This is a genomic window from Thermomonas paludicola, from assembly GCF_024498955.1.
In the GTDB taxonomy this organism is placed as follows: domain Bacteria; phylum Pseudomonadota; class Gammaproteobacteria; order Xanthomonadales; family Xanthomonadaceae; genus Thermomonas; species Thermomonas paludicola.
The window spans coordinates 1,569,808-1,583,221 of the sequence record NZ_CP093311.1 but is presented as its reverse complement, the minus strand read 5'-3'; the positions used below and the strand labels follow the sequence as shown (position 1 = coordinate 1,583,221).

The window sequence follows — 13,414 nt, the reverse complement described above, 5'->3', positions numbered from 1 at the left end:
TGCATGCGCCTGCCGATACCTTGCATTGAGATACGGGCGCGTGTGGGTCACTATCCATCAACGGCAGTCGCTAGAGTTCCATTGATTCATTTCATCCGCAGGACGATTTCGCAGCCATGACGATGCGCGCCTCCACGGGGCCGGAACAGTGATGAAATCCCGATTGCAGGTTCTTGCCGGTTTGCTGCTGTGCGCGCTGTCGCCGCTGGCGATGGCGCAGGAGCGCATGGATGACGTGCTGCGCGATTTCCAGGCGCACGGCTATCCGTCGGTTTCTGCCGCCATCCAGCGGCTCTCCAGCGTCGAGGATGTGCCGGGTGCGAACGCTTCGATGGCCCGTCGCGGAACCTATCACCGGTCCCTGTTGCAACTGGCCAGGGCGGGGCGGCAACCCGCGATCCAGCAGTCCAGTAGGGCGGTCTTGCAGCGCATGGCCGACGACGAACAATGTGTCCGCTGTCGATTTGATCTGGCGATCGCGGCGGTGCTTGAGCAGGGCGGGCGCGGGCGCACCAGGCGTGCCGCCCTGGCCCGTCTGAAGGAAGCCAAGGCGCTGCGGCAGCAGTTGGATTCCCCGGAGGCCGAGCAAGCGCTCCTGGAGGCGGAGGCAGCGCTGGCGCAATGGAATGGCGAGTACAACCGCGCGATCGAGCTGTTCGTGCGCGCCAGCGAGCAGGCAAGGCAACGCGGCGATGTGGCCGGGCAGCTGCTCAACCTGGCCGGCATGATCGGCTTGAATGCGGATCTGGGCGATACCAGGCGGGCGATCGACGTCGGCAACGAAGCGTATCGACGCGCCGAGGAAATCGGTTACACGGCGTTGCTTGCCCAGATCTGCCTCGACCTCGGGCATGCCTATTCGCTGGTGGGGGACCGCGCGCACCAGCGCGCGATTCTGGAAAAGGGGCTGGCGCTGACCGGCAACGATCCCGACCAGCTGCCCAACAAGACCACCATCCTGAACAATCTTTCGGATTTCTGGCTGTCGCAGCCAGGCGGTTACCCGAAGACGCTGGACTACGCGCAGCGGGCGCTGCAGCTGGCGCGGGAATCGGGGCAGCAGGGCGCCGAGATTGCACCGATGGCCAATATCGGGATTGCCCGGGCCGGCATGGGGCAGGTGGACCAGGGGGTCGCGATTCTGCGCGAATCCATCGACCTGTCGAAGAAGAGTGGAATCGATGTCTATACCTTGGGAATCACCGAGGAATTGGTCAGGATCCTGAAACAGGCCGGACGCCACCAGGAAGCGCTGGAGGCCCTGCAATCCATCATGCAATTGCAGGAAAAACATATCCGGGAAGAGCGCGAAACGGCAGTCCTGGAGCTGCAGGAAAAATATGCCACCCAGCGCAAGGCAGACGAAATCGAGAAGCTGGCCGCGCAGAACCGACTCAAGCAGAGTCAACTGGAAGCGGAGGGTTTGAAGCAACGGCTGTGGCTGGCGCTTGCCGGCGTCTTCGGGTTGGGGCTGCTGATGTTGTGGCAGTCGATCCAGCGCGCCCGGAAAGCCAATCGGAAACTTGTCGACGTGAATGCAACACTGGCCCTGCAGTCATCGACGGACGCCCTGACCGGGGCGTTCAACCGTCGCTACGCGCAGGCCCTGCTGGACAAGCTGCAGGCGCAGATGCAACGGGCCGAGAATCCACAGGGGTTCGGCCTGATCTTGCTGGATCTGGATTTATTCAAGCGCATCAACGACGCGCGTGGCCATGCGGCCGGCGATGCGGTGCTGGTGGAGACGGTCAAGCGATTGCAGAGTCGGCTGCGCCAAAATGACGTGGTGTCGCGCTGGGGCGGCGAAGAGTTCGTGCTGGTGTTGCCCAGCACGCCGGCCAGTTCCCTGCCGATCGTGGCTAGAAATGTGCTGGAGGCGATCGGCAATGAGCCGTTCTTGTTTGAGGGGCAGTCGATTCCGGTCAGCGTCTCGCTGGGCGTGATCGGCTATCCGTTGCTGCCCGGACAGGCGTGGGCATCGGCGCTGGGACTGGCGGACTCCGCGCTCTATCTGGCCAAGGCCAGCGGGCGCAACCAGGCGATTTGCATCGGCAGGATGGATGTCGAACCGTCCTGCAGCGAGGCGGACCTGACACAGCTGCAGGCTGCGGGGAAAGCCGAATGGCAGGTGGTCACTGGCCCGGAATTGGCGCCGGGGACCATGGCCCCGGACAGGGCGCCGCCGTCTGGGCAAGCGTGATGCGATGAGTGCGGGCGCGTGGCCGGCTGGCGCGCCAACGACAAGGGCACCGTGCGGTGCCCTTGTCGTGTCGGCGAATCAGCGACCGCCGGGGCCGCGCGGGCCGCGATTGCCGCCGGCCGGGCGCGGGCCGCGTGGGCCGTTGCCGGGTCGATTGCCGCCAGGCTTGGGGCCGTTGCCGGGCCGATTGCCGCCAGCGGGGCGTGGGCCACGCGGGCTGCGGTTGTCGGCGCTTGCCCCATACGGATTGAAGCCGCCGCCATGTGCATGGTCGGAGGGGAAATGCGGCGCATTGCCCGGATGCCCATACGGCTTGGGCGTGCGCTGTGGGCGCGCATCGCCTGCACCGAAGCCGCCTTCGCGGCGCGGTCCACGCTCGCCCGCGCCGCCGCCGGGGCCACGTTCGCCGTAAGGGCGCGAACCGCCCGGACGTCCGCCGGGGCCTGAGCCACCGGGGCCACGCGCACCAGGACGACCGGCGCCGGGTTTGCTGCCGTAAGGCTTGCGCGGGCCGCGCGCGCCATCGGGATTGCGGTGGCCGCTGGGACCCGTGTCCACGCCATCGGGCACGAACCAGGTGCGCATGGCCGCAGGATTGTCACCGCGCTGCTCGCCCGGCTTCATGTGCTGGCCCAGTGGTCGCGGCCCTTTTACCTTGAATCGATTGTTGGCCTGCTTGGCCGCTGTCTCGCCGCTGACGGTCAGCCCGCCGTGCGGCTTGCGGGGCGCGCCACGGCGGCCGCGGTCTTCGCGCACGTTGTCGAAGCGGCGCAGCTCGCGGCCTTCATCGGCGGTGTTGTGGCCGCCCACATAGCCCTGGCTGCGCGCGTTGCCGGCCACCACCGTCTTGCTGGCCTTGCGCTGGCCGAGGACCGGCATCAAGGTGAGCGCAGACGGCGTGCCGTCTTCCAGGCCCACGGCTTTGCGCAAGGCATCGACCTCGGCTTGGGTCATCTCCTGGGAGTGCCCGCGCAGCAGCGGCTGCGGCAGCTTCGCCAGGCCATAGCGAATGCGCTTCAGGCGCGAGACCTGGCAGCCCTGCGACTCCCACAGCCGACGCACTTCGCGATTGCGACCTTCCTTCAGCAGCACGCGGAACCAGTCGTGCGAGTCGGTGCCGCCGATACGTTCGATTTCGTCGAACTTGGCCGGGCCATCGTCCAGCGCCACGCCGCGGGCAAGGCGGTCAACGATCTTGTCGGACACGGTGTCCTCGCCTTCGGGAGCGCGCACGCGGCAGACGTATTCGCGTTCGACTTCGAAGCTGGGATGCATCATGCCGTTGGCCAGTTCGCCGTCGGTGGTGAGCAGCAGCAGGCCGGTGGTGTTGATGTCGAGGCGGCCGATGGTGATCCAGCGCGCGCCCTTCAACTTGGGCAGCGCCTCGAAGATGGTGGGCCGGCCCTCGGGATCTTCGCGGGTGGTCACTTCGCCTTCCGGCTTGTTGTACATCAGGACACGCGACGGGTCGGTCAGTGCGCTGGCGACGAAGGTCTTGCCGTCCAGTTCGATCTTGTCGCCGCCGCTGATGCTCATGCCGGTAATGGCAGGCTCGCCGTTGACCTTGATCTGGCCTTCCGCGATGCGCTGTTCCAGCGCGCGGCGAGAGCCCAGTCCGGCCTGCGCCAGCACCTTGTGCAGGCGCTCTTCGATGCGCGGTGCTTCGTTTGCCGGCGCAGCCTTCTGCTTCAGGGTCAGCGGGCGGCGGGTGGGGTGTTCATTGCTCATCAGAGTTGCTCCGACGATGCCACGGTGGCGTCGTCTCCAGTGGTGGGTGAATCGGGGTCTGAAACGGGATCAGAGTCAGTTTCTTGCGCAGCAATATCGACATCGGGTTCCACCGGATCAGAAACCGGCCCTGACCCCGTTTCTGCGCCGGCCGGGATCGCAGGCTCGAACGGCAGCTGTGGTTCCAGTTCGCCGATGTCGCGTAGTTCGGACAGCGGCGGCAGTTCGTCCAGACGTTTCAGGCCGAAATAGTCCAGGAAGGTCTTGGTGGTGGCCAGCAATTCGGGCTTGCCGGGCACGTCGCGATGGCCGACCACGCGAATCCAGTCGCGCTCTTCCAGCGCCTTGATGATGCTGCTGTTCACGGTGACGCCGCGGATCTGCTCGATTTCGCCACGGGTGATCGGCTGGCGGTAGGCAATCAGCGCCAGGGTTTCCAGCGTGGCGCGCGTGTATCGGGTCTGGCGTTCGGTCCACAGCCTGGCCACCCACGGGTGGACATCGGCCTTGACCTGGAAGCGCCAGCCGCTGGCCACTTCGACCAGCGCCACGCCGCGCTGCTCGCAGCCCGCCTGCAGTTCCAGCAGCGCGGACTCCACGCTGTTGTCGGGCACCGGTTCGTCCAGCGGGAACAGCCCTTTCAGCTGGACCAGGGTCAGTGGCTGGCTGGATGCCAGCAACGCCGCTTCCACGATGCGGGTGACGAGGGGTTGATCGATCTCGGTCATGTGCGGTTGCCTTGGTTCTTTGGCCCGTCATTTCCGCGAAAGCGGGAATCCGGATTTTCGGCTCCTGCCTGAATCAACGGAGCTGGATTCCCGCCTTCGCGGGAATGACGATCAGGAGCAATCATTCCGTTGCCCCGCCATCGTCATCGAACTCGCTGGAAAGCGCGTCCACTGCCGGCGCGTCTTCGCCCGAGGTCAGTGACTTCACGTAAATGGGTGCCAGCGGTGCCTCCTGCACGATGTCGACCAGCTGCTCCTTGGCCAACGTCAGCAGGCCAAGGAAGGTGACCACCACGCCAAGCTTGCCTTCCTCAGGCGTGAACAACGACTCGAAGCGGTGGAAGGCGCCGCCGGACAAGCGTTCCAGCAGTTCGCCCATGCGCTGGCGAACGCTCAGTGCGTCGCGCTTGATCGCATGCTGGGTAAACAGCTCGGCGCGCTTGAATACGTCGTGCAGTGCCAGCAGCATCTCGCGCAGTTCCACTGGCGGCGGCTGCCGCAGCACGGCGTGATCGGGCACGAACGCGCAGGCCAGCGACGTGTCGCGCTCCTGCCGCGGCAGGGCATCCAGGTCTTCGGCAGCCTTCTTGTAGCGTTCGTATTCCTGCAGTCGGCGAACCAGGTCGGCGCGCGGGTCTTCTTCCATGCCCTCTTCCCGAGGCGGTCGCGGCAGCAGCATGCGCGACTTGATTTCGGCCAGGATCGCGGCCATCACCAGATATTCGGCGGCCAGCTCGAAGCGCAGCGCGTGCATGGACTGGATGTAATCGACGTACTGGCGGGTGATTTCCGCCACCGGGATGTCGAGGATGTCCAGGTTTTGCCGGCGAATCAGGTACAGCAGCAGATCCAGCGGGCCTTCGAAGGCGTCGAGGATGACTTCCAGTGCATCCGGCGGGATGTACAGGTCTTTGGGAATTTCCAGCACCGGCTGGCCAAGCACCGTCGCCAGCGGGATTTCCTGCTGGTGCGGGCGAGCGTCCGGATTTTGGGCGTGGGCGTCGGCCGCAGGGGCAACGCTGGTTTCGGATGTCATCGAATGGCGGCCCCCTCCGGGCCACACCTGTGTCTCGCATGGCCGCACGCGGCCGGGCATGATGCTTGCGTGGTGCTGCATCCACCAAGCCGGAGGAGCGAAGCCGTGCTGCTGGCTGCGTCGATGCGGGTGGCGGCATGGGCCGGGTTGGGGTGCGCGGTGCGGCAGGAGCCGGATGTCGCGCAGGGCCGAAGAACCGGGCCAAAGGCAATTTCCCTAGCCTACGCATTCATATGCAAGCTGTCCACTGCCGGCCACTACAATGCCGACAACCGTTCATGGAGACCAACCGGCATGTGGTATGCGATCGAGGGTTACGACGGCAGCGATGTGCTGGAGCGGCGCAAGGCCGCGCGCGCCGACCATCTGGCGCGGCTGCACGCGCTGCGCGATGAAGGGCGGCTGCTGCTGGCGGGGCCGTGCCCGGCCATCGATGCCGAAGATCCGGGGCCGGCCGGTTTCACCGGAAGCCTGGTGGTTGCCGAATTCGAGTCGCTGGACGCCGCCAGGGCCTGGGCCGATGCCGACCCGTATTGCGCAGCCGGCGTGTATGCGCGGGTCGAGGTGCGGCCGTTTCGCAAGGTGCTGCCATGAGCGCTGGCTGGACCGAGGCCGATATTCCGCGACTGAACCCCGCGCGGGTGGCGCGCATGCGTGCCCGCATCGTCGAGGCGCTGGCGCCAACCGCGCTGGACATTCGCGACGACAGCCATCGTCATGCCGGCCATGCCGGCAGCCGCCACGGGCAGGGGCATTTCAGCGTCGAGATCGAAAGCGGGGCGTTCGTGGGCAAGCTGCCATTGGCCCGCCATCGGCTGGTGTACGCCGCCCTGGGCGACATGATGCAGACCGACATCCATGCGCTGGCGATCCATGCCCGCGCGCCCGGCGAGCCGGCCTGAGGGCCGCTATACTCACGGTCGGCAACGCGTTGCCAATGCAATTCCTCTAGACAAAACAATGATTTAGAGGATATCAACCCCAGATCAATCGAGCGGTGCGCCTGCGCCGCCAAGGCCCTTCGACGCGCATGCGCCTGTCCACCATCAAGCTGTCCGGCTTCAAGTCGTTCGTCGATCCGACCACGCTGCACCTGCCGACCAACATGACCGGCGTGGTCGGGCCGAACGGCTGCGGCAAATCCAACATCATCGACGCGATCCGCTGGGTGATGGGCGAAAGCGCGGCCAGCCGCCTGCGCGGCGACTCGCTGACCGACGTGATCTTCTCCGGCAGCTCGGCGCGCAAACCGGTGTCGCAGGCGTCGGTGGAGCTGGTGTTCGACAACAGCGACCACACCATCACCGGCGAATTCGCGGCGTTCAACGAGATATCGGTCAAGCGCACGGTCAGCCGTGACGGCCAGAGCAACTACTACCTCAACGGCGGCAAATGCCGCAGGCGCGACATCACCGACCTGTTCCTGGGCACCGGGCTGGGCCCGCGCAGCTACTCGATCATCGAGCAGGGAATGATCTCGCAGGTGATCGAGGCGCGCCCGGAAGAACTGCGGGTCTATCTGGAGGAGGCCGCCGGCATCTCCAAGTACAAGGAGCGCCGCAAGGAAACCGAAACCCGCATTCGCCACACGCGGGAAAACCTGGAACGCCTGACCGACCTGCGCGAGGAAGTCGGCAAGCAGTTGGAGCACCTCAAGCGGCAGGCGCGCCAGGCCGAGCAGTACCAGGCCATCCAGGCCGAGCGCCGGATCAAGGATGCGCAGTGGAAGGCGCTGGAGTTCCGCACGCTGGACGTGCGCCTGCAGGGGCATCGTGAAAAGCTGGCGCGCGAGGAAACCCGGCTGGAGCAGCTGATCGCGGAACAGCGCCATGCCGAAAGCGAGCTGGAAACCGGCCGCGAGCGCCGCGAAGCCGCGAGCGAGGGGTTGAACGTCGCGCAGGCGGCGGTCTATCAGGTAGGCGGCACGCTGGCACGCGTGGAGCAGCAAATCGCGCACCAGCGCGAGCTGTCGGTGCGCCTGCAGCGCGCGCGCGACGAGGCAAGTGCGGCCTTGGCCGAGCTGGGCCATCACATCAGTGGCGACCAGCAGAAACTGGATCAGCTGCGCGAGGCGGTCGCCGAGGCCGGGCCCAGGCTCGAGCTGCTGCAGGAGGAGGATCTGCAGCGGCAGGATGCGCTGCGCGATGCGGAAACGCGTTTGGCCGACTGGCAGGCGCGCTGGGAGACGCATGGCCGCGCGCAGGCCGAAGCCGCGCGTGCGGGTGAGGTGGAGCGCACCCGCATCGAGCAGCTGGACAGGCAGATTCTGGACGCCGACCGCCGCCGCCAACAGCTGCGCGCCGAGCGCGCCGGGCTGGATCTGGACACGCTGGCCGATGCGTTCGAGCAGCTGCAAATCCAGCATGAAACCCGGAAGGAATCGCTGGAACAACTGACCGGGCAGGTGGAGGCGCGCCGCCAGGCCAGCAGCGACATACAGGAGCAACAACGCAGCACCCAGTCCGACCTGGCCGATGTGCGCAAGCAGGCGCAGTCGGCGCGCGGCCGCCTGGCGTCGCTGGAAACGTTGCAGCACGCAGCGCTGGGCCAGGAGCAGGGCGCGGCCACGCAATGGCTGGCCGCGCAGGGGTTGAACAGCGCCGCCCGCGTGGGCGAGCGGCTGCACGTCGAAAGCGGCTGGGAAAACGCGGTGGAAGCCGCGCTTGGCCAGCTGATCGAAGCGGTCATCGTGGATGCACCCGAGCAGCTGGTGGATGCGCTGGGCGAGCTGGGCGAAGGGCGGCTGGCGCTGGTGTCGTCGGCCATCGCCGAGGACACGTTCGCGCCGACATCGCTGGCGGCGAAGGTGCAGGGGCCGCGCGCAATCCGCCGCCTGCTGGCGCACCTGCATGCCGCCGAGACCCTGTCCGACGCGCGCGCGCTGCAGGCGCAGCTGGGCGAGGGCGAGTCGGTCATCACCCGCAACGGCGAGCGCCTGGGAGCTGGCTGGGTGCGCATCGCGCGCTCGGGTGCGGCCCGGCAGGGTGCGCTGCTGCGTGAAAAAGACATCCAGTCGCTGCGCGAAGAGATCGAAACACTGGTGACCCGTGAATGCGAACTGGAAGCGCGGCTGACCCAGCTGCGCGATCAGTTGCTGGCCGCGGAACAGCAACGCGAAGACGCGCAGCGCTCGCTTTACCTGGCCCATCGCGGCGTGTCCGAACTGGCCGGGCAGCTGCAGAGCCAGCGTGGCCGGCTGGAGTCTGCGCGCAGCCGGATCGAGCGCATCGATGCGGAACTGGAGCAGATCGCAGGCGCGCTGCAGGCCAATCAGGATCAGGCCGGCGAGGCGCGCATCCGGATCGAGGATGCACTGGGACGGATGGGTGACCTGGAGTCCGACCGCCAGGCGCTGGAAAGCCAGCGCCGGCAGTTGATCGAGGCGCGCGACGCTGCACGCAATGCGGCCCGCGAATCGCGCGATGCCGCGCATGCCCTTGCGCTGACGCTGGAATCGCAGCGCGTGCAGGTGGTGGCGCTGGCGCAGGCGTTGGAGCGCATGGGCGGGCAGCGCGGGCAACTGGATTCGCGGCTGGGAGACCTGGCAGCGCAATTGGCCGATGGCGATGCGCCCGTGCAGGCGCTGGAGGCCGAGCATCAGGCGGCGCTGGCCGAACGCGTGCGGGTGGATCGCGAGCTGGCGCAGGCGCGCTCGCTGCTGGAAGGCATCGACGCCGAGTTGCGCCAGTTCGAGCAGGTGCGGCAGCAGCGCGACGCGCAGGCGCTGCAGCAGCGCGAGGCCATCGGCCAGCGGCGGTTGGACCAGCAGGCGTTGGCGCTGAAGGCCGAGCAGTTCGCCGCGGCGGTGGTGGAAGCGGGCTTCGTCATGGACGAAGTGCTGAACACGATGGCCGACGATGCCGACCGCGGCGAATGGGAAAAGTCCGTCGCGGAGCTGGATGGCAAGCTGCGCCGGCTGGAGCCGGTCAACCTGGCCGCCATCGCCGAGCATGCCGAGGCCGCGCAGCGCAAGGACTACCTGGACGCGCAGGATGCCGACCTTGCCGCCGCGCTGGACACCCTGGAGGAGGCGATTCGCAAGATCGACCGCGAAACCCGCGGGCGCTTCAAGGACACCTTCGACCGCGTCAACGCCGGCGTGCAGGAGTTGTACCCGCGCCTGTTCGGCGGTGGCCACGCCTATCTGGAATTGACCGGCGAGGACATGCTGGACACCGGCGTGACGATCATGGCGCGTCCGCCCGGCAAGCGGGTGTCCAACATCACGCTGTTGTCGGGCGGCGAGAAGGCGATGACGGCGGTGGCGCTGGTGTTTGCCATCTTCCGCCTCAATCCCGCGCCGTTCTGCCTGCTCGACGAGGTGGACGCGCCGTTGGACGAAGCCAACGTCGGCCGCTTCACCGCGATGGTCAGCGAGATGAGCGAGCAGGTACAGTTCCTGTTCGTCACCCACAACAAGGCGACCATGGAGGCCGCGCAACAGCTTTCTGGCGTCACCATGCGCGAGCCGGGCGTCAGTCGCCTGGTGTCCGTGGACCTGGCCGAGGCGGCGCGCCTGGCCGGCGCCGCTTGAGGAGATTTGCCGATGTCTGACATGACCCTGTTGCGCATTGGCATCGCCGTGGCGATGTCGTTGTTGCTGGGCGCCATCATTTTCTTCGGTCGCAGCCGCACTGGCGGACAAGGTCGACGCGTGCCGCGCGAGGCGGCCCGCGATGCCGCGACGCGGCAGGCGCCGGGCATGGGCGAGCCGGCAGGCAGCGACTGGAATGATGACAACGCCACCCAGGACGAACTGCCGCTGGGCACAGGCGTGTCGCAGGATGAACTGGGCAGGCGGCCGGTGGAGCAGTTCGACCGCATCATCGCCCTGTATGTGGCGGCCAAGTCCGGCTGCGTCCTGCGCGGCACCGATATCGTGGTGGCCGCCGAAAAAGCCGGTCTGGCCTTTGGCTACATGGGCGTGTTCCATCGCCTGGTGGATGGACGGCCCGAGGTCGGGCCGATTTTCAGCGTGGCCAACATCATCAAGCCCGGCAGTTTCGACATGGCCCGCATCGGCGAGCTCGAAACGCCGGCGATCGCCTTTTTCCTGACCCTGCCTGCGCCGATTCCGGCGCTGGATGCGTGGGAAACCATGGAGCCTGCCGCGCAGCGAATGGCGAGCCTGTTGGACGGCGTGGTGCTCGACGAAGAACGCAACGCGCTGGGCCGCCAGCGCATCCAGCACATTCGCGAGGAATTGCGCAGCTACGATCGGCAGGCCACGGTGGCGCCCCTTGGCAAGGGCGCGCGCTGGTAAGTGGGCGCCCTCCCGACGGGAGGGCTTGGGGTGGCGCGACGCGCAGGCGACAATGGGCCGATGATTGATATTGCCACCCGCATCGCCGACCTGCGGCGCCAGATTGAAGATGCCAACCAGCGCTATCACGCGCTGGACGCGCCCGAGATCACCGATGCGCAGTACGACGCCCTGGTGCGCGAACTGGAGGCGCTGGAGCGCGCGCATCCGCAGCTGGCCGAGGCCGATTCGCCAACGCGGCGGGTCGGCTCGGCGCCGTCGGGCCGCTTTCCGCAAGTGGCGCACGCGCTGCCGATGCTGTCGCTGGGCAATGCGTTCAGTGACGAGGAAGTGGGTGATTTCGTGCGCCGCATCAGCGAGCGGCTGGCGCGTGACGTGCTGGCGTTTTCCGCCGAGCCGAAGCTTGACGGCCTCGCCATCAGCCTGCGCTACGAGGGCGGCGTGTTCGTGCAGGGCGCCACCCGTGGCGATGGCGCCACCGGCGAGGATGTCACTGCCAACCTGCGCACCATCGCCGTCATTCCGGAGACGCTGCAGGGCAGCGATTGGCCGCAGGTGCTGGAGGTGCGCGGCGAGGTGTACATGGCCCGCGCCGACTTCGAGCGCTGGAATGCCCATGCCCGCCTGCACGGCGGCAAGGTGCTGGCCAATCCGCGCAACGGCGCGGCCGGCTCGCTGCGCCAGATCGATCCGCAGCTGACCGCGCAACGGCCGCTGAGTTTCTACGCTTACGGCATCGGGTTGGTGGAAGGCGGCGCGTTGCCGGACACGCATTCGGCAACGCTTGCGAAACTTCGCGAATGGGGCCTGCCGGTCAGCGACCTGGCGACGGTGGTAGTGGGCGTCGATGGACTGCTGGCGTATTACCGGCGCATCGGTGACGCGCGCGATGGCCTGGCGTTCGATATCGATGGCGTCGTGTACAAGCTCGACGACTACGCCGGCCAGCGCGAGATGGGCTTCGTCGCACGCGCGCCGCGCTGGGCCATCGCGCACAAGTTCCCGGCGCAGGAGCAGGCCACGGTGGTGGATTCCATCGAGGTCAACGTGGGCCGCACGGGCGCGGTCACGCCCTGGGCCTTGATGCAGCCGGTACTGGTGGGCGGCGTGACCGTCAGCCGCGCCACCTTGCACAACGCCGACCACGTCGCCCGGCTGGACGTGCGCAACGGCGACACGGTGATCGTGCGCCGTGCCGGTGACGTGATTCCCGAAGTGGTGCAGGTGATGCTGGAACAGCGGCCTGCCGGAGCCGTGCCGTGGTCGATGCCGCGCCATTGCCCGGTGTGCGGTGCGGAACTGGTGCGCGAGGAAGGCGCGGCGGTATGGCGCTGCTCGGGCGAACTGAGCTGTCCGGCGCAGCGCGTGCAGTCGGTGTTCCATTTCGCCAGCCGCCGGGCGATGGACATCGATGGCCTGGGTGAGCGTTACATCGAGTCGCTGGTCGAGTTCGGCGAACTGGAGGACGTGTCCGATCTTTATCGGCTGACGCTGGAGGATTTGCTGGCGATGAAGCGCCGCGCGGACGAGTGCGAAGGCATCACGCCGGAGACGGTCAAGGCCGGGAAAGTGGCAACAAAATGGGCCGACAACCTGATCGAGGCCATCGACCACAGTCGCGACACCACGCTGTCGCGTTTCCTCTACGCGCTCGGCATCCAGCACGTGGGCGAGAGCACGGCCAGGGCGTTGGCGCTGTGGTTCGGTGATCTGGCGCTGATCCGCCATTTGCCGTGGCCGCTGTTCAAGCGGGTGCCCGACATCGGCGGCGAAGTGGCGCGCGCGCTGGGCCATTTCCTCGACCAGCCCGGCAACCAGCAGGTGATCGACCGCCTGCTGGCGCGCGGCGTGCGCATCGGTGACACCCGCGCGCCCAATCCGGAACTGGCGGACGTGCTGGATCTCGCCACCCTGCTGGCGGACCTGGACATCCCCAAAATCACCCCGCTGCGTGCAGCGCAGCTGGGCAGTGCGTTCGCCGACGCGCAAATGCTGCTGCACGCACCCGCGCACACCCTGGTGACTGCCGGCCTGCCCGCCGACACGTCCAGTGCGTTGGTAGCGTGGTTGGAAGAGGATGCCAATGCCGCCCTGCTGCTGCGCAGCGCGCAGGCGCAGCAGCAGGTGCGTGCGTTGTTGCCGGAACGCGCAGACGCGGTGGCTGGCCCACTGTCCGGAAAGACCGTGGTGCTGACCGGCAGCTTGTCGTCGATGTCGCGGGATGTGGCGGGCGCCAGGCTGGAGGCGCTGGGTGCGAAGGTGGCGGGCAGCGTGTCGAAGAAAACGTCGCTGGTGGTTGCCGGTGAAGAGGCGGGTTCCAAGCTGGCCAAGGCCGAGGAATTGGGCGTCGAAGTTTGGGACGAGGCAAAGCTGCTGGCGTTTCTGGCGCAACACGCATGACTGCTCTTGTGTCCGCTCTTGCCCGTCAACCCCGCGAAGGCGGAATTCCGGATTTTGCT

The 13,414-nt window shown here is 67.2% G+C and carries 8 protein-coding genes and 1 pseudogene; 6 read left to right on the top strand and 3 right to left on the bottom strand.

Translation table 11 applies throughout. The annotated features are described in order from the left end of the window. Nucleotides 1–151: 151 nt before the first annotated feature. Nucleotides 152–2,200, top strand: coding sequence for a GGDEF domain-containing protein (locus tag LIW09_RS07305; RefSeq protein WP_256644994.1), 2,049 nt, complete (start codon nt 152–154; stop codon nt 2,198–2,200). 78 nt (nt 2,201–2,278) lie between these two features. On the opposite strand, the gene LIW09_RS07300 is transcribed toward LIW09_RS07305, so the two are convergent. The 3 genes and pseudogenes from LIW09_RS07300 to LIW09_RS07290 all read right to left on the bottom strand — a co-directional run bounded on the left by LIW09_RS07300 (nt 2,279) and on the right by LIW09_RS07290 (nt 5,692). Next, complete coding sequence (locus LIW09_RS07300; RefSeq protein ID WP_256644993.1) at nt 2,279–3,928, bottom strand: pseudouridine synthase; 1,650 nt, start codon at nt 3,926–3,928, stop codon at nt 2,279–2,281. A 170-nt stretch (nt 3,929–4,098) separates the two neighbouring features. Beyond that, nucleotides 4,099–4,647, bottom strand: a pseudogene (gene scpB, locus LIW09_RS07295) (SMC-Scp complex subunit ScpB); the annotation flags it as partial. A gap of 130 nt (nt 4,648–4,777) precedes the next feature. Next, on the bottom strand, nt 4,778–5,692 hold the full coding sequence (locus LIW09_RS07290) for a segregation and condensation protein A (protein ID WP_256644992.1): 915 nt from the start codon (nt 5,690–5,692) through the stop codon (nt 4,778–4,780). 294 nt (nt 5,693–5,986) lie between these two features. Here LIW09_RS07290 and LIW09_RS07285 point away from each other — a divergent pair, with 294 nt between their 5' ends. The 5 genes from LIW09_RS07285 (at nt 5,987) to ligA (ending at nt 13,355) form a co-directional block, all read left to right on the top strand. After that, nucleotides 5,987–6,286 (top strand): YciI family protein, encoded by a 300-nt coding sequence (locus tag LIW09_RS07285; protein ID WP_256644991.1) that lies wholly within the window; start codon nt 5,987–5,989, stop codon nt 6,284–6,286. Further along, nucleotides 6,283–6,594: a BolA family protein gene (locus LIW09_RS07280; RefSeq protein ID WP_256644990.1), complete on the top strand. Its 312-nt coding sequence runs from the start codon at nt 6,283–6,285 to the stop codon at nt 6,592–6,594. Before LIW09_RS07285 ends, LIW09_RS07280 begins: the two co-directional genes overlap by 4 nt. Before the next feature lie 128 nt (nt 6,595–6,722). Beyond that, entirely contained in the window at nt 6,723–10,226 is a 3,504-nt protein-coding gene (gene smc, locus LIW09_RS07275) for a chromosome segregation protein SMC (protein ID WP_256644989.1), read from the top strand. Between the two features lie 12 nt (nt 10,227–10,238). Further along, on the top strand, nt 10,239–10,955 hold the full coding sequence (gene zipA, locus LIW09_RS07270; protein WP_256644988.1) for a cell division protein ZipA: 717 nt from the start codon (nt 10,239–10,241) through the stop codon (nt 10,953–10,955). Between the two features lie 60 nt (nt 10,956–11,015). Next, a complete protein-coding gene (ligA, locus tag LIW09_RS07265) occupies nt 11,016–13,355 on the top strand; it encodes an NAD-dependent DNA ligase LigA (protein WP_256644987.1) in 2,340 nt (779 codons plus the stop codon). The last annotated feature ends 59 nt before the right edge of the window (nt 13,356–13,414 follow it).